This window comes from Roseomonas elaeocarpi (assembly GCF_042433915.1).
GTDB lineage: Bacteria > Pseudomonadota > Alphaproteobacteria > Acetobacterales > Acetobacteraceae > Roseomonas > Roseomonas elaeocarpi.
The window spans coordinates 211,993-232,564 of record NZ_JBHLUN010000008.1 but is presented as its reverse complement, the minus strand read 5'-3'; the positions used below and the strand labels follow the sequence as shown (position 1 = coordinate 232,564).

General features: G+C 69.9%; 16 protein-coding genes. 8 read left to right on the top strand and 8 right to left on the bottom strand.

The genetic code is table 11. The features are described 5' to 3' along the window. Positions 1 to 255 precede the first annotated feature (255 nt). The 7 genes from ACFFGY_RS12505 (at position 256) to ACFFGY_RS12475 (ending at position 8,600) form a co-directional block, all read left to right on the top strand. The gene (locus tag ACFFGY_RS12505; RefSeq protein WP_377044828.1) at positions 256 to 1,905 is read left to right on the top strand and encodes a DUF2075 domain-containing protein; all 1,650 of its coding nucleotides are present in this window, start codon (positions 256 to 258) and stop codon (positions 1,903 to 1,905) included. Positions 1,906 to 1,914: 9 nt separating this feature from the next. Beyond that, the gene (locus tag ACFFGY_RS12500; protein ID WP_377044827.1) at positions 1,915 to 2,778 is read left to right on the top strand and encodes an endonuclease/exonuclease/phosphatase family protein; all 864 of its coding nucleotides are present in this window, start codon (positions 1,915 to 1,917) and stop codon (positions 2,776 to 2,778) included. A gap of 54 nt (positions 2,779 to 2,832) precedes the next feature. Continuing rightward, the gene (locus tag ACFFGY_RS12495; protein ID WP_377044826.1) at positions 2,833 to 3,720 is read left to right on the top strand and encodes a PPK2 family polyphosphate kinase; all 888 of its coding nucleotides are present in this window, start codon (positions 2,833 to 2,835) and stop codon (positions 3,718 to 3,720) included. Positions 3,721 to 3,856: 136 nt separating this feature from the next. After that, on the top strand, positions 3,857 to 4,633 hold the full coding sequence (locus ACFFGY_RS12490) for a gluconate 2-dehydrogenase subunit 3 family protein (RefSeq protein WP_377044825.1): 777 nt from the start codon (positions 3,857 to 3,859) through the stop codon (positions 4,631 to 4,633). Next, a complete protein-coding gene (locus ACFFGY_RS12485; RefSeq protein WP_377044824.1) occupies positions 4,633 to 6,399 on the top strand; it encodes a GMC family oxidoreductase in 1,767 nt (588 codons plus the stop codon). Before ACFFGY_RS12490 ends, ACFFGY_RS12485 begins: the two co-directional genes overlap by 1 nt. Further along, the gene (locus ACFFGY_RS12480; RefSeq protein WP_377044823.1) at positions 6,396 to 7,664 is read left to right on the top strand and encodes a c-type cytochrome; all 1,269 of its coding nucleotides are present in this window, start codon (positions 6,396 to 6,398) and stop codon (positions 7,662 to 7,664) included. The genes ACFFGY_RS12485 and ACFFGY_RS12480 overlap by 4 nt, the downstream gene beginning before the upstream one ends. 84 nt (positions 7,665 to 7,748) lie before the next feature. Continuing rightward, complete coding sequence (locus ACFFGY_RS12475) at positions 7,749 to 8,600, top strand: alpha/beta hydrolase (RefSeq protein ID WP_377044822.1); 852 nt, start codon at positions 7,749 to 7,751, stop codon at positions 8,598 to 8,600. A gap of 79 nt (positions 8,601 to 8,679) precedes the next feature. Here ACFFGY_RS12475 and clpA read toward each other — a convergent pair whose 3' ends face one another. The 3 genes from clpA to ACFFGY_RS12460 form a co-directional block, all read right to left on the bottom strand. Beyond that, positions 8,680 to 11,064, bottom strand: coding sequence for an ATP-dependent Clp protease ATP-binding subunit ClpA (gene clpA, locus ACFFGY_RS12470; protein WP_377044821.1), 2,385 nt, complete (start codon positions 11,062 to 11,064; stop codon positions 8,680 to 8,682). Positions 11,065 to 11,191: 127 nt separating this feature from the next. Next, complete coding sequence (gene clpS, locus ACFFGY_RS12465; RefSeq protein WP_377044820.1) at positions 11,192 to 11,560, bottom strand: ATP-dependent Clp protease adapter ClpS; 369 nt, start codon at positions 11,558 to 11,560, stop codon at positions 11,192 to 11,194. Positions 11,561 to 11,792: 232 nt separating this feature from the next. Then, positions 11,793 to 12,284 (bottom strand): phasin family protein, encoded by a 492-nt coding sequence (locus ACFFGY_RS12460; protein WP_377044819.1) that lies wholly within the window; start codon positions 12,282 to 12,284, stop codon positions 11,793 to 11,795. Positions 12,285 to 12,580: 296 nt separating this feature from the next. Between ACFFGY_RS12460 and ACFFGY_RS12455 the strand changes: the two genes are divergently transcribed. Further along, positions 12,581 to 13,834 carry a D-alanyl-D-alanine carboxypeptidase family protein gene (locus tag ACFFGY_RS12455; protein ID WP_377044818.1) on the top strand — a complete coding sequence of 418 codons (1,254 nt, stop codon included), beginning with the start codon at positions 12,581 to 12,583 and terminating at the stop codon, positions 13,832 to 13,834. Between the two features lie 129 nt (positions 13,835 to 13,963). Here the strand turns inward: ACFFGY_RS12455 and ACFFGY_RS12450 are convergent, their stop codons facing one another. The 5 genes from ACFFGY_RS12450 to galU all read right to left on the bottom strand — a co-directional run bounded on the left by ACFFGY_RS12450 (position 13,964) and on the right by galU (position 20,452). Further along, positions 13,964 to 15,073 (bottom strand): DSD1 family PLP-dependent enzyme, encoded by a 1,110-nt coding sequence (locus tag ACFFGY_RS12450; RefSeq protein WP_377044817.1) that lies wholly within the window; start codon positions 15,071 to 15,073, stop codon positions 13,964 to 13,966. Between the two features lie 248 nt (positions 15,074 to 15,321). Beyond that, positions 15,322 to 16,617, bottom strand: coding sequence for a family 1 glycosylhydrolase (locus tag ACFFGY_RS12445; RefSeq protein ID WP_377044816.1), 1,296 nt, complete (start codon positions 16,615 to 16,617; stop codon positions 15,322 to 15,324). A 213-nt stretch (positions 16,618 to 16,830) separates the two neighbouring features. Further along, positions 16,831 to 18,240: a phosphoglucomutase/phosphomannomutase PgmG gene (gene pgmG / locus ACFFGY_RS12440; protein WP_377044815.1), complete on the bottom strand. Its 1,410-nt coding sequence runs from the start codon at positions 18,238 to 18,240 to the stop codon at positions 16,831 to 16,833. An 11-nt stretch (positions 18,241 to 18,251) separates the two neighbouring features. Next, positions 18,252 to 19,559, bottom strand: a complete 1,308-nt coding sequence (locus tag ACFFGY_RS12435) for a UDP-glucose dehydrogenase family protein (protein ID WP_377044814.1) — start codon at positions 19,557 to 19,559, stop codon at positions 18,252 to 18,254. A 23-nt stretch (positions 19,560 to 19,582) separates the two neighbouring features. Then, entirely contained in the window at positions 19,583 to 20,452 is an 870-nt protein-coding gene (gene galU, locus ACFFGY_RS12430) for a UTP--glucose-1-phosphate uridylyltransferase GalU (RefSeq protein WP_377044813.1), read from the bottom strand. Positions 20,453 to 20,572: the final 120 nt, after the last annotated feature.

Here is a 20,572-nt window from a genome sequence, read left to right as displayed (position 1 = left end):
CCCGCCGCTTCCGCACCAATGAGTCCGCCCAGCTCGGCGCCTGGGAGGCGCAGGTCGCGCTGCTGCAACAGGCGCTCTCGGCCGCGCCCGCGCAGTGGCGGGTCCTGCTGGAATACGACCTGCTGCGCCTGGAGAAGCGCTGCGACGCCATCCTGCTGAGCGACCGCGCCGTCTTCGTGCTGGAGTTCAAGGTGGGCGCCCGGCGCTTCGAGCCCGCGGACCTGCGGCAGGCGGAAGACTACGCCCTCGACCTCCATGACTTTCACGCCGGCAGCCGTGCCGGTGGTGCCGGTGCTGGTCGCGACCGACGCCCCGACGCCGTGGAACGAGCCGGTGCTGCTGTGGCACGGCGTTTCCCCCGTGCAGCGCGCGAACGCGAACACGCTGGCGGACCTGCTGGCCGAGCTGGCGGAGGTGATTCGGCCGCCGGCAACCCCGCTCGACCCGCTCGCCTGGGAAGCGGCGCCCTATCGCCCGGTGCCCAACATCGTCGAGGCCGCGACGCTGCTCTACGCCCGCCACGGCGTGGCCGAGATCGCGGCGGCGCGGGCCGACGCCACCAACCTGACGCGCACCACCGCGGCGATCCGCGCGGTCGTGGAGGAGGCGCGGCAGCTTGGGCAGCACCGCGTCGTCTTCGTCACCGGCATTCCTGGCGCCGGCAAGACGCTGTGCGGGCTGGACACGGTGTTCGGCGCCTCGCGCGACCTCGGCGCCGCCTTCCTGACCGGCAACGCCCCGCTGGTGGCGGTGCTGCGCGAAGCCCTGGCCCTCGACGCGAGCCGCGGCGGCGCCCCGATCCGCGAGGCGCGCCGACGAACCGTGGCGGCGCTGCAGAACGTCCACCGCTTCCTGGAGCACCACGTGCTCTCGCCCGCAGAGATCCCGGACGTCCGCGTCGTGGTGTTCGACGAGGCGCAGCGTGCCTGGGACGCCGCCAAGGCGACGCAGGACACGCAGAACCGCCGCTCCCGCCTGACGGACTCCGAGCCCGCGCACATGCTGGAGATCATGGGCCGGCACCCCGACTGGGCCGTGGTGGTAGCGCTGGTCGGCAGCGGGCAGGAGATCAACACCGGTGAGGCCGGGCTCACGGAATGGGGGCGGGTGATCGCCGGCAGCCAGGGGCGCTGGCGCGCCAGCGTGGCGCCCGCGGCCGTGGGCGAGGGGCCCGTGGCGCAGCGCCTCGCCCCGGTGTTGGCGCCGTGGCTCGCGCTCGATCCGGCGCTGCACCTCGACGTCCCGATCCGCTCCGTGCGCTCGAACCTGATGGCGCCCTGGGTCGATGCCGTGCTGTCGGGCGATGCGGCGGCGGCGCGAAACCTGACGGCCTCCGGCGAGGTGCCGGTCTATCTCACGCGCGACCTCAGCGCGCTCCGCACCGCGCTGCGCCACCTGGCGCGCGGGGAACGCCGGGCGGGGCTGGTGGCCTCCTCCGGCAACCGGCGCCTGCGCGCCGAAGGACTAGGCGGTGAGCTGCGTGGCGATGCGGAGGTGGTGAGCTGGTTCCTGCGTCGCTGGCCCGATATCCGCGCTTCCGAGGCGCTGGAGGTTCCGGCCACCGAGTATTCCTGCCAGGGGCTGGAGCTCGACCTCGTGGGCCTCGCCTGGGGCGGCGACTTCCTGCGCATCCACGGCCGCTGGCAGGTCCGCAGCCTCAGCGGCAGCCGCTGGAACACCGTGACCCGCGCGGCGGAGGTGGAGTTCACCCGCAACACCTATCGCGTGCTGCTGACGCGGGCGCGCTACGAGACGGTGATCTGGGTGCCGCCCGGCAGCGACGAGGACGCCACCCGCAGCCGCGCGGAGATGGATGCCGTGGCCGCATTTCTCGAGGATTGCGGCGCCCGCGCCCTGCCGCTTCCATCCCGCGCGACTCCGGCCCTGCTGCCGGCGCTGCTCTAGAAGACCACCATGCGCCGCCTGATCCCCCGCATCCTCACCGCTCTGCTGCTGCTCGCCGCCGCACCGCTGCAAGCGCAGGAGCTCAAGCTCGCCACCTGGAACCTCGACTGGTTGACCACCCGCGCCGCCGGCGACCCGCGCCTGCCGCCGGACGTGCGCGGCCGCAGCCCTGAGGACCTGGCCCGCCTGCGCGGCTACGCCGCGCGTCTCGGTGCCGATGTGCTGGCGCTGCAGGAGGTGGACGGGCCCGAGGCCGCGGCGCTGATCCTCGATCCGGCGCAGTGGACGCTGTTCTTTCCGGCCGAGAGCGACGTGCAGCGCGTGGCGATCGCGGTGCGCCGCGGCATCCCGGCCGTGCAGAACCCGGATCTCGCCGCGCTCGACACCCAGCCTGAGGCTGAGCACAGCCTGCGCCGCGGCGTGGACGTCACCGTGACGGCGGGCGGGCAGCCGCTGCGCCTGCTCGCCGTGCATCTCAAGAGTGGCTGCAGGGAGGCACCGCTCGGCGAGGGTGCAGCCTGCAACACGCTGGCGGATCAGACAGGCGTGCTGGCCGGCTGGATCGCGGCGCGCGGTGCGGAAAATGCCGGTTTCGCGGTGCTGGGCGACTTCAACCGCCGCATGGACCGCCCCCGCGACCCCGTCCTGGTGGCGCTCCGTCGTGCCGCCCCGCTGTTGCGCACGACCGAGGGCGTGTCCAACCCGTGCTGGGGTGGCCGCCCCTTCATCGACCACATCCTGCTGGGCGGCCCGGCGCGCGGATGGCTGCGGCCCGACAGCCTGCGCGTGATGGTGTATGCCGAAACGGGCGACGGGTGGCGCGACCGGCTGTCGGACCATTGCCCCGTTTCGGTGCGCCTGCTGCCGCCCTGACAGCCGGCGGGGAAGGGCGCATGCTCCGCGCTCCACCTTCCGGAGCAGGCAGGCTTGAGCATCCCCAACGAGCTGCAAGATTTCCTCCGCCGCTGTTGCGTCGGAGATGGCGACACGTTTCGCCTCGACACGCACGAGACCGACGCGCGTCCCGATGGGCTGAACAAGCGCGAGGGCGAGGCGCTGCTTCCCGAACTGGTTGCGGAGGCGGCCGAGCTGCAGAAGCGCCTCAACGCCAAGGCACAGTGGGGCGTGCTGTGCATCTTCCAGGCCATGGACGCGGGCGGCAAGGACGGCACGATCAGCCACGTCTTTTCCGGCCTCAACCCCCAAGGCACCCAGGTCACCAGCTTCGCCGCGCCGAGCGCCACGGAACGCAGGCACGACTTCCTGTGGCGGCACGTCGTGAACCTGCCCCCACGCGGCATGATCGGCGTGCACAATCGTTCCTGGTACGAGGAAGTGCTCGTCGCCCGCGTGCATCCGGAGGTGCTCGCCGCGCAGAACCTGCCGCCGGAGCTGACAGGCGAGGCGATCTGGAAGCATCGCCTGCACGACATCGCCGGTTTCGAGCGCTATCTCACCCACCAGGGAATCGTGGTGCTGAAGTTCTTCCTGCACCTGAGCGCGGCCGAGCAGCGCCAGCGCTTCCTCGCGCGCATCGACGAGCCCGACAAGAACTGGAAGCTGCAGCCCTCCGACATCGTCGACCGGAAGCGCTGGGACGACTACCAGCAGGCCTACGACTCCGCGATTCGCGCGACAGCCTCGGAGGAGGTGCCCTGGTTCGTGATACCGGCGGACCGCAAGTGGCTCGCGCGCCTGGTCGTGGCAGCAGCGCTGGTGGAGAAGCTGCGCGGGCTGAACCTCGACTATCCGGAAGTATCGGAGGAACAGCGCGCGAACCTGCAACGGATGCGTCATGAACTCGCCAGTTCTTGATAGCGCGTCGCAGTCGCGCAGTTCACGAAATCTGGAAAGCGCGTTTCGTTCCGCTACCAGCGTATCGGCGTGCAACAAGCGGGGGCATAGGGTCGCGAAGTCTTGAACTACCGCTGAAGCGACAGGAGGCCCGACAATGCCGCCCACGACCACGACCCGGCGTGCTCTGCTCGGAGCAAGCGCGCTGGCTGGCATTGCCGGATCAGCCACCGCGCGCACCATCTCCGGCATGATGCCCTGGCAGCCGGGCGAGGTGTATCCGCCGCTCGGCCTCGAGCCACCGGGCGGCTGGCTCTACCTGAACGCGGACGAAGTGGCGGTGCTGGAAGCCATCGCGGACCGTTTCATTCCCGCGGACGAACGTAGCCTCGGCGGCAAGGACGCGGGCTGCGTCGTGTTCATCGACCGGCAGCTCGCCGGTCCCTACGGTCGCCTGGATGGCTGGTACATGGAAGGGCCGTTCCCGGCCAATCCCCTGCCCACGCAGGGTTTCCAGTCGCCGCTGCGCCCCATGCAGGTCTACCGCGACGGGCTGCGGGCACTCGCCGCCTATGTCGGGAAGACCTTCAGCAACCGCAAGTTCGGCCAGCTGAGCGGCGAGGATCAGGACAAGCTGCTCACCGGCCTGGAGAAGGGAGAGATCAAGCTCGACGGCTTCGACGGCCGCGCATTGTTCGAGCAGATCTACAGCAACATGATGGAAGGCTACTTTGCCGACCCGATCTACGGCGGCAACAAGGACATGACCGGCTGGAAGCTGCTGGGCTTCCCCGGCGCCCGCTACGACTACCGCGACGTGATCGCGCATCCCAACCAGCGCTACACCCTGCCGCCCGTCGGGCTGGTGGGCCGTTCCGACTGGGGCAAGCTGGTCGACCCGTCACGACGTTCCGGCCGTGGAGGGGCCACCTGATGCGCCGTCTTCCTCGCAAGGATGCCGTGATCGTCGGCCTCGGCTGGACCGGTGCCATCATGGGCTACGAGCTCTGCCAGGCAGGGCTCGAGGTCGTGGCGCTGGAACGCGGCCCGTGGCGCGACACCGCCACCGACTTCAACATCGGCACCGCGCCCGATGAGCTGCGCTACGCCATCCGCAACGACCTCTTCGTGAAGCCGTCGCAGGATACGGTCACCGCGCGCAACACCATGGACCAGGTGGCGCTGCCGATCCGCAACTGGGGCAGCTTCCTGCCCGGCAACGGCGTCGGCGGATCGGGCGTGCACTGGAACGGCCATACCTGGCGCTTCCTGCCCACCGACCTCAAGCTGCGTTCCTACGTCACCGAGAAGTACGGTGCCAACAAGATCCCCGAAGGCATGACCATCGCGGACTTCGGCATCGATTACGACGAGCTCGAGCCCTACTACGACAAGTTCGAGTACCTGTGCGGCATCGCGGGCACGGCCGGCAACCTCAAGGGCCAGATCCAGCCGGGCGGCAACCCCTTCGAGGGCTGGCGCTCGCGCCCCTATCCCACGCCGCCCATGAAGATGAGCCACGCGCAGAACCTGTTCACCAAGGCGGCCACGGATGCGGGCTACCACCCGTTCCCGCTGCCCTCCGCGAACATGTCGCAGGCCTATACCAACCCGCTCGGCGTCACGCAGGCGCCTTGCTCCTACTGCGGTTTCTGCGAGCGCTTCGGCTGCGCCAACTATTCCAAGTCCTCGGCGCAGACCACGATCCTGCCGGTGCTGATGCGCCACCCGGGCTTCGAGGCGCGCACCGAGTGCGAGGTGGTCAAGGTCCTGATGTCGGCCGACGGCAAGACCGCGACCGGCGTGGTCTACGTGGACGCGCAGGGCCAGGAATGGGAACAGCCCGCCGACCTCGTGATCCTGGCGGCCTACCAGCTGTGGAACGTGCGGCTGCTGCTCTACTCGGGCATCGGCAAGCCCTACGACCCGAACACGGGTGAGGGCGTGATCGGCAAGAACTACGCCTATCAGGCCAATTCCTCGGTGAACGGCTTCTTCGACAACCAGCTGTTCAACATGTTCGCCGGCGCCGGCGCGCTGGGCATGACCTTTGACGACTTCAACGGCGAGTCCTTCGACCACTCCGACGTCGACTTCCTCGGCGGCGCCAACGTCAACTGCACCGTGACCAACGCCCGTCCGATCGCCGCGCGCCCGACGCCCCCCGGTACGCCGCGCTGGGGTGCCGCCTGGAAGAAGGCGACGGCGGAGAACTACCTGACCACCGCCAACGTCGGCAGCCAGGGCAGCGTCATGTCGTATCGCGACTGCTACCTGGACCTCGACCCGACCTACAAGGACCGGCTCGGGCGGCCGCTGCTGCGCATGACGTTCGACTTCAAGGAGAACGAGTTCAAAATGTCGCGCTTCGTCACGGCGAAGATGGAGCCGATCATGAAGGCCATGGGCGCGAAGCAGATCCGCTCGACGCCCAAGGCCGGCCACTGGAACGTCGTGCCCTACCAGACGACGCACAACACCGGCGGCGCCATCATGGGCTCCAACCCGCGCGAAAGCGCGGTCAACAAGTTCCAGCAGGTCTGGGACGTGCCCAACGTCTTCGTGCTGGGTGCCTCGGCCTTCCCGCAGAACGCCGGCTACAACCCGACCGGCACGGTGGGGGCGCTGGCCTACTACGCGGCCGACGCGATCACGCAGCAGTACCTCAAGAACCCCGGTCAGCCGCTGGTGCAGGCATGATGCGCAAGCTTCTTCTCGCCACGCTGGCGCTCGGCGCGCTGATCGGCACCGCCAAGGCGGACCCGGACAACTTTGATCAGGTGGCGCGCGGCCGCTACCTGGCGACGGCGGGCGACTGCGTTGCCTGCCACACCGGCAGCGCCGGGCCCGGCGTCGCGCATGCCGTGCCGGACCTCGAATCCTCCTACGGCTATGCCGGTGGCCGCGCGATCGAGACGCCCTTCGGTCAGATCAAGGCCGCCAACATCACGCCGGACCGCGAAACCGGCATCGGCACCTGGACGGCGGACCAGTTCTACACCGCCATGCACCACGGGCAGCGGCCGGACGGAACGCACCTCTACCCGGCCTTCCCGTACACGGCCTACACCAACGTCACGCGCGACGACTCCGACGCGATATTCGCCTACCTGCGCACGCTGGCGCCGGTGCAGAACGCGGTGGACCGCAACACCCTGCCGTTCCCGTTCAACATCCGCATGGCGATGATCGGCTGGAACATGCTGTTCTTCCGTGAGGGCACCTTCCAGCCCGACACCACGAAGTCGGCCGAGTGGAACCGCGGCGCCTATCTCGTGGAAGGGCTGGGTCACTGCGGCTCCTGCCACACGCCCAAGAACTTCCTGGGCGGCGACGGCGACCACCTCGCGGGCGGGGAGCTTCAGGCCTGGTACGCGCCGAGCCTGACGGCCGACAAGCGGCTGGGCGTCGGCGACTGGAGCGAGGACGAGATCGTCGAGTACCTGCGCACCGGCCGCAACGAGCGCGCCGCGGCCGCGGGTCCGATGGCCGAGGTGGTGCAGTATTCCACCGCCAAGATGACCGAGTCCGACCTCAAGGCGATGGCCGTCTACCTGAAGCAGCCCGCGCAGGCGGTGCAGCAGGCGAGCGCACCGGCGCCGCTGGCGGCCGACAACGCGCAGATGCGGATGGGCCGTGCAATCTACGAGGACGGCTGCAAGGCCTGCCACACCGACAGCGGCCAGGGCATCGCCCGCATGTTCCCGCGCCTGGCCGGCAGCCAGTCCGTGCAGCAGCCCGGCAGCGAGTCGATCCTCCGCGCGGTGCTCCAGGGCGCCAAGGCGGCCACCACCGACATGGCACCCACGGGTCCCGCCATGCCGGCCTTCGGCTGGCGCCTGAACGACGAGCAGGTGGCGGCGGTCGCCACCTATATCCGCAACAGCTGGGGCAACGCCGCGCCGGCGGTGTCCACCGAGGACGCGCGCAAGATGCGCGACCGTCTCGCCGACGTGGTGGAATAATCCGCCGCAACGACTGTCATGGCCGGGCCGTTGCCCGGCCATGACATCTCCTCTTCCGTCTGCATGACGGCCACCCGCCGCCAATTGGCGCGACTTCCCCTCCTGGCGCCGCTGCTCGCCGCCTGTTCCCCCGCGAACCTCGTGAACGCCCTGACGCCCCGCGGCGGCTACACGGTGACGCGTGACCTACGCTTCCGCGAGGGGGATCGCGGCACGCTCGACCTCTACACGCCCGACGGTGCCACCGACGCGACGCCGGTGGTGGTGTTCTTCTACGGCGGCGGCTGGAAGGACGGCACCAAAGGCAGCTACCGCTTCCTGGCGCAGTCGCTGACCAGCCTCGGCATGGTGGTGGCGATTCCCGACTACCGCCTCTACCCGGAGGTCCGTTGGCCGACCTTCCTCGAGGACGCGGCCGCCGCCACGCGCTTCCTGCAGACGGGAGTGGCCGCGAACCGCCCGATGGTGCTCATGGGCCACTCGGCGGGCGCCTTTATTGTGGGTGCCCTGGCCACCGACCCGCGCTGGCTCGGCAGGGCGTCGCGCAGGAGCCTGCGCGGCGCGATCGGCCTGGCAGGACCCTACGACTTCCAGCCCGAAGAGGCCGAGTACGTGGCCATCTTCCGCGATGCCCCGGGCGGACGGGCACGGGTACTGCCGGCGGAGCCCGGCGACCTCAACGGCTGCCCGCCCACCCTGCTGCTGCACGGGCTGGCGGATGACACGGTGTCACCGGAACGCTCGCGGGAACTGGCGCGCAGCCTCAGGGCCGCGAACATCCCCGTGACGCTGCGCGAATACCCCGATGTCGGCCATATCGGCATCATCGGCGCCCTGGCGGCACCGGTGCGGGGGCTGGGCCTCGCGGGTGCCCCGGTGCGCGACGACGTGGCGGAGTTCCTGAACACGGTGGTGCCGCGCGGCGCGCCCGCCTGATCCGTGTACCCCGAAAAGGGAAGGGGCGCGGCCGGGTCTCCCCCGCCGCGCCCCTCGATCCCAGTGCTGACCGCTCCGGTCAGCCGGCCGCCTCGGGCTCCCGCTCGGCTTCGCCGTCGCCCGGGCCCTCGCCGTTACCCTCTTCGGGTTTCGGCAGCGCGGCAGGCGGTGCCTCGGCCACGTCGAAGCTCAGCGCTCCATCCTTGAGGCCGACCTTCACCGCGCCACCCTTCACCAGCTTGCCGAACAGCAGTTCCTCGGCCAGCGGCTTCTTGATGTATTCCTGGATGACGCGGGCCAGCGGCCGCGCGCCGTAGAGCGGGTCGTAGCCCCGCTCCGCCAGCCACTCCTTGGCCGCCGAGCTCAGCTCGATCGTGACGTTGCGATCCGCGAGCTGGGCTTCCAGCTGCATCACGAACTTCTCGACCACGTTGGCCACCACCTCCGGCGTCAGGCCGGCGAAGGGCACCACCGCGTCCAGGCGGTTGCGGAACTCCGGCGTGAACAGGCGCTTGATCGCCTCCTCGTCCTCGCCGGTGCGGACCTCGCGCCCGAAGCCGATGCCGGCCTTGGCCATGTCCGAGGCGCCCGCATTGGTCGTCATGATCAGGATGACGTTGCGGAAGTCCACGTTCTTGCCGTTGTGGTCGGTCAGCTTCCCGTGGTCCATGACCTGCAACAGGATGTTGTACAGGTCCTGGTGCGCCTTCTCGATCTCGTCGAGCAGGAGGACGCAGTGCGGGTGCTGGTCCACGGCATCGGTCAGCAGCCCGCCCTGGTCGAAGCCCACGTAGCCCGGCGGCGCGCCGATCAGGCGGGAGATCGAGTGCCGCTCCATGTACTCGGACATGTCGAAGCGGGTGAGCTCGATGCCCAGCGTCTTGGCGAGCTGCTTGGCCACCTCGGTCTTGCCGACGCCGGTGGGGCCGGAGAACAGGTAGTTGCCGATCGGCTTCTCGGCATCGCGCAGCCCGGCGCGAGACAGCTTGATCGCGGCGCTCAGCGCCTCGATTGCCTTGTCCTGGCCGAACACCATCGACTTCAGGTCGCGCTCCAGGTTGCGCAGCGTTTCCTTGTCGTCGGTCGAGACGGACTTGGGTGGGATGCGGGCGATCTTGGCGACCACGTCCTCCACGTCCTTCAGCGTCACGGTCTTGCGGCGCTTGTTCTCAGGCACCAACATCCGCGAGGCACCGACCTCATCGATCACGTCGATCGCCTTGTCCGGCAGCTTGCGGTCGTTGATGTACTTGGCCGACAGCTCCACCGCCGCCCGGATGGCCTCGGGCGTGTAGCGGACCTTGTGGTGCTTCTCGTAGTTGGTCTTGAGGCCCTGCAGGATCTTCACCGCATCCTCGACCGACGGCTCGTTCACGTCGATCTTCTGGAAGCGCCGGACCAGCGCGCGGTCCTTCTCGAAATGCTGCCGGTACTCCTTATACGTGGTGGAACCCACGCAGCGCAGCGTGCCCTGGGCCAGCGCAGGCTTCAGCAGGTTCGACGCGTCCATCGCCCCGCCCGAGGTCGCGCCGGCGCCGATCACGGTATGGATCTCGTCGATGAACAGGATCGAGCCCGGATGCTGCTCGAGCTCCGTCACCACGGCCTTCAGCCGCTCCTCGAAGTCGCCGCGGTAGCGGGTGCCGGCCAGCAGCGCGCCCATGTCGAGGGCGAAGATGGTGCTCTTCAGCAGCACCTCGGGCACGTCGCCCTCGATGATCCGCTTGGCCAGACCCTCGGCGATGGCGGTCTTGCCCACGCCCGGGTCGCCCACGTAGAGCGGGTTGTTCTTGGTGCGACGGCACAGGATCTGGATCGTGCGCTCGATCTCGCTGTCGCGGCCGATCAGCGGGTCAATCTTGCCGGCGGCGGCCTTCTTGTTGAGGTCGACGCAGTAGTTGCCGAGCGCGTCCTGGCCGCGCTTGGCGCTGCCTTCGCGCTTCTCCTCGTCCTTGCCGCCGCGGCCGCTGCCGCCGCCCTCATCGCCGTTCTCGTCCTTGCCCTGCGGCGACCGGCTCTGGGCGCGGCCGGGGGCCTTGGCGATGCCGTGGCTGATGAAGTTGACCGCGTCGAGCCGCGTCATGTCCTGCAGCTGCAGGAAGTAGACGGCGTGGCTCTCACGCTCGCTGAACAGGGCCACGAGCACGTTGGCGCCCGAAACCTCGTCACGGCCCGAGGACTGGACATGGATGGCGGCGCGCTGGACCACGCGCTGGAAGCCGGCGGTGGGCTTCGGGTCGCCGCCGCGGTCGCTGACCAGGCCGGCGAGGTCCTTGTCCAGGAACTCGCCGAGGTCGCGCTTCAGCTTCTCGATCTCGACCCCGCAGGCACTCAGCACCGTGGTGGCGTCCGTGTCGTCGCAGAGGGAAAGGAGGAGGTGCTCCAGAGTTGCATATTCGTGCCGGCGGTCGTTGGCGAGCGCCAGGGCACGGTGGAGCGTCTGTTCGAGGTTGCGGGACAGCATGCTAGGCGACGCTCCCCTAAGGGTCCGGCCCGGACAGCGGCTGCTGCCGAGGCGGAGTGGAAGAGAAAGAACTAATGTGGGGCGTCTTCGCACCCGCGGCGAGAGGGGTGGGGTACCGGAGGCACCCTTATTCCTTCTCGATCGTGCATTGGAGCGGATGCTGGTTCTGCCGCGCAAGGTCCATGACCTGCGTCACCTTGGTTTCCGCGACCTCGTAGGTGAAGACGCCGCAAACCCCCACGCCACGCCGGTGGACGTGCAGCATGATCCGCGTCGCCTCCTCCCGGTTCTTGGCGAAGAACCGTTCCAGGACGTGCACGACGAACTCCATCGGCGTGTAGTCGTCGTTCAGCATCAGGACCTTGTACATCGTGGGCTTGCGCGTGCGGGGACGCGCCTTGACCACGACGCCGCTGGCCGGTCCGTTTTCCCCTGACCCGCCACCGGGTCCGCCGCCGGAGTTGCCCCCGTCCGGCCGCTTGTCATGCTCGCTCATCGGCCGCCTACTTCAACACGCCACACCGTCTGTTTAACGAACGAGGCGCCTCGTCTGCTCAGGATGGAAGAATATCATGGCGATGAAGGCAAGCCGCAGTCGCTTTGGGGTGAGCAGCGGCGGACTGCCTTCGCTGGCGCCGGGGTCGGAGTTGGCGCGCGACCGCTGAAAATGCAAGGAGCCGGGACGGCGATCCGTCCCGGCTCCTGCGGTCATCGGCGGGGTGCGATGCTCAGGCGCTGGGGCTGGTGCGCGACATGCGCTCCATCGCCAGGGTCATGCGCTGCGCGATCGGCGCCGTGCTCTGCTCGGCCAGGCGGAAGCTGGCCTCCTGGAGGCGGCTGGTCTCGCTCAGCAGCTTCTCCATGGTCTGGCGACCGAAGGAGGTCTGCATCTCGGTCGCATCCTTGATGCTGCGCACGGTGGCCAGGCTGCGGGCGTTCTGCATCGCCTCCTCCTGGAGCTGCTGCATCAGGGCCAGGGTCTGACGACCGAGGTCCTGCGCACCGGCGAAGTAGGTCTGCGCGGCCTGGGTGATGGCCTCGAGGTTGCCGCGGCCGAACTCCATGGCATCCTCGGCGGAGCGCAGGACGCCTTCGCTCGCCTTGGCAGCCTGGCTGGCGCCAGCCTGCAGGGTTTCGCGCGCGGTGTCGGTGGCCTGGGCAGTGGCCTGCGTCGTGTTGGACTCGGTCGCGAGACGGGCGACCTTCTGTTCAGCTGCCATGTTCCGAAAACTCCCTAAGCACACGGCGGTGCGTTTTGCTGCGCCGCAGCAAAAGCCTTCTGCCGGAAGATCATTATGGTTTCCACATGTTTTTTTGCACCGCAACATTAAAAAGACCTAAGTATCTTTCGTACCGTTCCTCAGAATGTGACAAACCGTAACGGCTGGGAAAATCGCTCGCGACACGATCCCGGCGTGGACAGGCACCAGCCGCACAAACTACTGTCCGGCATCGGTTTTCGCTGGGGGGCGAATCCGATGGGGTGGACTACGGTCCGATAGGGGAAGCTGAAGGTATGAGAGAAGGTTCGAGGGCGTGGCGCCGCTCGGGGATCGCCGCCTGCGTCCTGATGGCCATGGCTGCGCTCGGCACCACGTCGGCGCGGGCCCAGGTCGGCTCGGCACGCTACGCCTCGATCGTGATCGACGCCCGGAGCGGCAACATCCTGGAGGCCGCCAATCCTGACGAGCTCCGCTACCCGGCCTCGCTCACCAAGATGATGACCCTCTACCTGCTGTTCGAGGCGCTGCGCGACGGGCGCATGACCCTGGACAGCCGCATGGTCATGAGTGCCGACGCCGCCTCGCAGCAGCCTTCCAAGCTGGGCATCCCGCCGGGCACCTCGATCACGGCGGAACAGGCGATCCTCGCCCTGGTCACCCTGTCGGCCAACGACGTGGCCTACATGATCGGTGAATCGCTGGGCGGCGACGCCTATCACTTCGCCCAGCTGATGACCCAGAAGGCGCGCTCGATCGGGATGGTGAACACCACCTTCCGCAATCCCAACGGCCTGCCCGACCCGGATCAGTTCAGCACCGCCCGCGACATGGCCACGCTGGGGCGGCGCCTCTACATCGACTTCCCCGACCGCTACCACTACTTCTCCACCCAGCAGTTCAACTTCGGTGGCCGCCGCATCCGTTCCCACAACCATATGGTGGGCACCTATGACGGCGTGGACGGCATCAAGACCGGCTTCATCTCCGCCTCCGGCTTCAACATCGTCACCTCGGCGCAGCGCCAGGGCCAGCGCCTGGTGGCCGTGGTGTTCGGGGCCTCGACCTGGAGCGAGCGCGACCGCCACGCCGCGGCCCTGCTGGACCAGGGCTTCAGCCAGATGGGCGTCGAGCCCTCGCAGCCTTCGCCCGTGCTCGTGTCCGCCACTGCCGGCCTCGGCCGCCTGATCACCGGCCGCGCCGAGGCCGCGACGCCGGGCCGGGCCGCACGCCGCGCCGCGCGTGCCGCCCTCGTGGCCCGTGCCGCGCCTGTGCGCGAGGCACCGGCGAAGCTGGTCCGCGCGGCGGCGCAGGTCCGTCCGCTGCGTGGCAGCCGCCAGCTCGAGCAGGGGGATGGCGGCTCCTTTATTCGCGTGACCCAGCAGGCCGCCCGCCGTGCCTCGGCCAAGGCCGCCGAGAACCGCCAGGCGCGCGCCGCCGTCCGGGCCGCCGCGGCGCCGGCGCGGCCCGCCGCGGCCCGCCCGACGCCCGTCGCCGCACCGGGCGGCAAGCAGGGTGGCGTTCTTCGCCACCCGACCGGCCGCCGCTGAGAGCCTGACCGCGCCCGGACGCGCTCCGGGCCGGTTGCCCGACGTCACTGCGGACCCGGCCCGGCGCGGCGGGGATCCGTCAGACCGGCCGCACCCGAGGGTGCGGTCCGTTCTTCAGGCCTCCATTCCTCAGGCCATGGCGCCGCGTGCCGCAACCGGCCAGAGGCACTCCACCCGCCCGCCGCGCACGCCGACATACCAGTCGTAGCGATCCACCGTCGGGTCGCAGTGGCCCGGCACCAGCCGCATCTTTTCCCCGAGCGCCGGTACCGCCGCGTCCTCGACCGCCAGGGCGCCGTGCTCGTCGGTGGCCCCCACGTAGCGCAGCCCCGGCCGCCCCCAGACCAGCGGCAGCCCGCTGTCGGTGGGCAGGGCCTTGTGCCCGGCATCCAGCACCGCGCGCCCGGTGCCCCGCGGCGCGCTCATCACCTGCGACAAGACGAAGAGTGACTGCCGGAAACCCGGCGCCTCCTCGTTGCGCCCGTAGTCGGCGTCCATGAAGACGTAGGAGCCGGCTTGGATCTCGGTCCAGAGCCCGGTCTCGAGTTCCAGTTCAAAGGTTCCGGTGCCGGCGCCGCCCACGATCGGGCAGTCGAGGCCGCGCTGCCGCAACTGTTCCAGCGTCCGCCGCACCGCCTCGGCGGCCCCGCCGATCGCCGCCCGGCGCTCCTCCGGGCGGCGGCGGTGCTGGGCGCCGCCGTGATAGGCCTGCAGCCCACCGAAGCGCAGATGCGGCGAGGCGGCGATGCGCTCCGCCAGCGCCACGGCCTCCGGTCCCGGCGCCACGCCGCAGCGGCCCGCCCCGACGTCGATCTCCACCAGCACGCCCAGGCGATGGCCGGCCGCGGCCGCGGCCTCCTCCAGCAGCGGCACGGCCTCGGGCGCGTCGCAGCAAACCTGCACCCGCGCCAGGGCGTTGAGGGCAGCGAGGCGGCGCAGCTTGAGGGGTGAGACCACCTCGTTGCTGACCAGGATGTCGTCCACCCCGCCCCAGGCCAGGATCTCCGCCTCGCCCACCTTCTGCACGCACTGCCCCACCGCGCCGCGCCGGCGCTGCAGCCCGGCGATCACCGGCGACTTGTGGGTCTTCGCGTGCGCGCGCAGCTTCGCCCCGGTCGGGGCCAGGCGTGCCGCCATGGCATCGAGGTTCACCTCGAAGGCGTCGAGATCGAGGATCAGGGCAGGGGTGTCGACCTCGTCTTCCCGCATCCCCGGCTCGGCCGGTGGCCGCTGCAGCATCGTGTGTTCATCCTTGCGCGTGGGCGTGTGTCGCGAAGCCTGGTGTCAGCCTGGGTCCGGCGCGGGCCCGGTCCGGCTCAGGCAGATCCGGCTCAGGCAGATCCGGACCGGGCCGGTTCCGGGCCAGATTGATCCCCGGTGGCGGGCGATCCGCAAGCCGCATCGTCCACAGGGTTCGGCGGGACTGCCTGGTCGCCGCGCCGGGTGCGGTCGTGTTCCGGGCGGCACGGCCCCCCGCCCGGTACGGCCTAGCTGATGCCCGAGCCGTGCAGGAAGCGGTCCGGCCGGCGCCACCATCCCGGCAGCGCCATCGCCGGGTGGCCGTCTCGCCCCTCCGTCGCGATCGCCCGGACCGCCTCCGCCACGGCGGTCGGGCGGGGCGGATCGGAGCGTATGTCGAACGCCCCCGCGTCGTAGGCACCCTCGCGCTTGGACAGGAGGGACTGCCAGTCCACGGCGCCGAACATCGCCCAGGCGGTCACGGCGCGGATGTCCACGCCGTCGCGGCGCAGGCGCCCGGCCGCTTCCCAGACCTCCACGAGCCAGCGGCGGCTCTCATCCTCATCGGCGCAGGACAGGTAGGCCTCGGTGACTGCCAGCGGCAGGCCGTAGCGGTCCCAGGCCTCGCGCAGCCGCGCCTCGAAGCCGATGGAGCCCTCGGGCAGGTCGATGCGGACGGCCTCGATATCGGCGTAGCGCTGCCCGTCGAGCGTGAGCGGGGCGCGGTCCGGATAGAGCTCGTGCCGATGATCGAGGAAGCGGTCGCTGGTGACGTAGTGGTTGATGCCGATAATGTCGGGCGGGCAGGGCTCCTCGGCCAGCGCGCGCAGCGCCGCCGCGTCGATCCCGGCGGCGAGCATCGGGGCATGCCAGGGGTGACCTTCCCGGACGCGGCCGCAGAGGAGGTCGAAGCTGAGCCACCGCCGCTCGTTCTCGTAGGCCGCGCGCCTGGCCATCGGGGCGGTCGAGAAAATACGGCCGAGATCCTCGGTCTGCACCAGCCGGGCATCCGGCCGCACGGCGCGGATCGCCCGCATCGCCAGCGCGACGCCGCGGCACTGGTTGAACAGCGCGTGGAGGAAGCTCCGCTCATCCTTCCCGTGCGGGTGCCAGACGCCGTAGAGGCCGGAAAACCGGGCCGTGGTCAGCGGCTCGTTCACCGGCGTCCAGTCTCGCAGATGGGGATAGCGCGCCGCCACCCGCCCGGCGTAATCCGCCAGCTTCTCGGGAAAGAGGGGGTCGATCAGGCTGGTGTAGCCGGGGCCGGCGCCGTGGTGCACCAGCCCGACGACCGGGTCGATCCCCAACTCCCCAAGCCTGGCCATCCGCGCGTCCGACCAGCGCCAGTCGCAACGCGCCGGATCGTCGGGGGCCACGCGCTCCCAAAGCACGGGGTAGCGCATTTTCCGCACGCCCAGCGCCGCGATCAGCGAGAGGTCACCGTCGCGGTCATGATGCCCGGTTTCGCGCAGCTGGTCGCGCCGCTCGTCCCCGAGGCGCACCACCGTGCATTCGACCCCGCCCCAGATCTCGAGGTCTTTCATCACCGCCAAAGGCCACCACTCGCTTGAACGGGTTCTGCCGCAGGGTTCCCGGGCCACGACCTGCTGGAAGCCGCCCGGGTCCTGCTGCCTGGATCATCGGCGGAAGCCCCGTTCCGCGCGCGGCGGGGCAGGGCTCGCGAGCCCTGGCGGCCGGGCCTCACACCCGGCCACCGCCGCGGCACACCCGCGTGCCGCGACGATGTCGCTGGGGCTTCAGTGCCCCGCGTTCTCGCCCGAGAAGTCCGGCGCGGCGAGGCCGGAGGCCTGGAGCTGCTCGCTCAAGCTGGCCTTCAGCCGCTCCAGCCCGGCCTCGTCGCGCGCCTCGGCACGGGCCACCAGCACCGCCTGGGTGTTGGAAGCGCGCAGCAGCCACCAGCCGTCTTCCGTCTGCACGCGAACGCCGTCCACGTCCTGCACCTTGGCACCCGACGAGGCGAGGCGCTGCTTGACCTCGTCCACCACGGCGAACTTGCGCTCCTCCGGGCAGTTGAAGCGCAGCTCCGGCGTGTTGATCACCTGCGGCAGCGCCTGGCGCACGTCCGACATCTTCTCGGTCATGCGGGCCACGATCCCCAGCAGGCGCACCGCGGAGTAGGGGGCGTCGTCGAAGCCGTACCACTTGTCGGCGAAGAAGGTATGGCCCGACATCTCGCCCGCCAGCGGCGAACCGGTCTCGGCCATCTTCTGCTTAATCAGCGAGTGGCCGGTCTTCCACATCAGCGGCTTGCCCCCGGCCTTCTCGATCTCGTCGAACAGGACCTGCGAGGCCTTCACGTCGGCGATGATCGTGGCACCCGGCTTGTTCTTCAGCACGTCGCGCGCCAGCACCACCAGCAGCTGGTCGCCGAAGAACATGTGTCCCTCGTTGTCCACCACGCCGATGCGGTCCGCGTCGCCGTCGAAGGCGATGCCCAGGTCCGCGCCCTGCTTCCGGACCTCGGCGATGATCTGCTCGAGGTTCTTCAGCACCGTCGGGTCGGGATGGTGGTTGGGGAAGCGGCCGTCGATCTCGGCGTTGATCACGGTGTGCTTGCCCGGCAGCGCCTTGACCAGCTTCTCGGTGACCGCTCCGCCCGAACCGTTGCCCGGGTCCCACACCACGTTCAGCTGGCGCTCGCCGCCGTCGTAGTCCTTGACCATGCGCGCGACGTAGCGGTCGCTCACGTCTTCCTCGGCGGAGGAGCCCTGCGCCTCGTCCACCACGTCGCCCGCGGCGGCCATGGAGCCGATCGTCTGGATCTGCGCGCCGAAGAAGGGCTTGTTGCGCAGCACCATCTTGAAGCCGTTGTAGTCCGGCGGGTTGTGGCTGCCGGTCACCATCACGCCGCCGTCGCACTTCAGCTCATAGGCCGCGTAGTACAGCATCGGCGTCGGGCCGCAGCCCACGCGCACGACCTGCAGCCCGCAGGCCACGAGGCCGGCCACCAGCCGTTCCTCCAGCATCGGGGAAGACAGGCGGCCGTCATAGCCGACCGCGACCTTGTTGCCGCCGTCGCGCTTCACGATCGTGCCGAAGCAGCGGCCGATCGCGAAGGCATCGTCGCCCGAGAGGGTTTTGCCCACGATGCCGCGGATGTCGTACTCGCGCAGGCTGGTGGGATCGAAGCGGTGCTGGAAGCTCACGGGTCGTTTCCTCAGGGTCGTCCAATGGATTGGTAGCGAAGCCCGGCCTGGCGCATCGCCGCCGGCTCCCAGGCATTGCGGAGGTCGAGCACGGCGTCGCCGCGCATCGCGTCGCGCAGCTTCTCAGGCGGAATGGCGCGGAACTCGTTCCACTCGGTCAGCAGCACCACCGCGTCGGCGCCGCGCACCGCCGCCATGGCGCTGTCGGGGAACTCGACGCCGGCAGGCATCATCTGCCGCGCGTGGCCCGACCCTTGCGGGTCGAAGGCGCGCACCGTGGCCCCGGCCTCCACCAGGCGCGGCACCACGGCCAGCGAGGCCGCCTCGCGCATGTCGTCGGTCTCGGGCTTGAAGGTCAGGCCCAGCACCGCCACCACCTTGCCCACGGCGTTGCCGCCCAGCGCCGCGATGACGCGCTCGGCCATCACCAGCTTGCGGTCGTCGTTGTAGCGCACGGTCGCGTCCACGATCGACATGGGCGCGCCGTGCTGCTCGGCGGTGCGCGACAGCGCCAGCGTGTCCTTGGGGAAGCAGGAGCCGCCGAAGCCCGGGCCGGGGTGGAGGAACTTGCGCCCGATGCGCCCGTCCAGCCCCATGCCCTTGCTCACGTCGTGGACGTCGGCGCCCACCCGCTCGCACAGGTCGGCGATCTGGTTGATGAAGGAAATCTTCACCGCCAGGAAGGCATTGGCGGCGTACTTGGTCAGCTCCGCCGTCTCGATGCCCGTGGCCACGATCGGGGTCTCGATCAGGTTCAGCGGGCGATACAGGCGGCGCAGCACCGCCTCGGCGCGGGCATCCTCGACGCCGATCACCACGCGGTCCGGCCGCATGAAGTCGCCGATGGCGCTGCCCTCGCGCAGGAACTCAGGGTTCGAGGCCACCTGGATGTCGAGCTCGGGCCGCGCCTCGCGCACGATGCGCTGCACCTCCCGCCCGGTGCCCACCGGCACGGTAGACTTGGTGACCAGCACCAGCGGCCCCTCGGCCGCGCGCGCGACCTGCTCGGCCGCGGCGTAAACGTAGCTCAGGTCCGCGTGGCCGTCGCCGCGGCGGGTGGGCGTGCCCACCGCCAGGAACACCGCGTCGGCACCGCGGACCGCCTCGTGCAGGCTGGTGGTGAAATGCAGGCGACCGTCCCGGACGTTGTCCTCCACCAGCCGGTCCAGCCCCGGCTCGTAGATGGGGATCCGTCCGTCACGCAGCGCCGCCACCTTGTCGGCGTCGTTGTCCACGACGTGAACGTCCACGCCGAACTCGGCGAAACAGGCACCGGAAACGAGGCCGACATAGCCGGCCCCGATCATCGCGATCCGCAAAGCTTGGGTCTTTCCGTGGTTTCTCAGAGGTACTTTGGCAGGAACTCGCGCACGATGGGACCAAGATCAGCACGCTTCAGTGCGAAAGCGATCTGAGCTTCGAGGTAGCCGCCCTTGTCGCCGCAGTCGAAGCGCCGGCCTTCGTAGCGCAGCCCGTGGAAGGGCTGGTGGCCGATCAGCTTGGCCATGGCGTCGGTCAGCTGGACCTCGCCGCCCGCGCCACGCTCCATGCGCGACAGGTAGGGGATGACCTCGGGCATCAGCACGTAGCGGCCGATGATGGTCAGGTTCGAGGGCGCGAACTCCGGAAGCGGCTTCTCCACCAGGCCCTTGACGGAGACCAGCTGGCCCTTGTCCTCGGCCACGTCGAGCACGCCGTAGTTCTTCACGCGCGCCATCGGCACTTCCTCGATGGCCACCACGTTGCCGCCGGTCTCGCGATAGGCCTGGGCGAGCTGCTGGGTGCAGGGCGTCTCGCACATCATCAGGTCGTCGGGCAGCAGGATCGCGAAGGGGTCGTCGCCCACGAAGGCGCGGGCGCACCAGATGGCGTGGCCCAGGCCCATCGGCACCTGCTGGCGCACCGTGGTGATCGAGCCCGGCGGCAGCGCCTGCGTGCGCAGCGAGGCCAGGAGGTCGGTCTTGGAGCGTTCCTCGAGGGTGCGCTCCAACTCGTAGGCCACGTCGAAGTGCTCGACGATCGCGGTCTTGCCGCGGCCGGTCACGAAGCAGAACTGCTCGATGCCGGCGGCGCGGGCTTCCTCGACCGCGTACTGGATCAGCGGCTTGTCCACTACCGGCAGCATTTCCTTGGCCAACGCCTTGGTGGCGGGCAGGAAGCGTGTGCCGAGGCCCGCTACGGGCAGCACGGCCTTGCGAAGGGGCTTGGTCACGCGGCGCTTACTCCTGGTTGCGATGGTTGGAAGGATTGCCACGATGTCACAGGCCTGTCAGCCCGCGGCGCCATGACCTTCCAGCGAGGGCGCGGCAGAAGCGTGGCAGGAGCAACCACA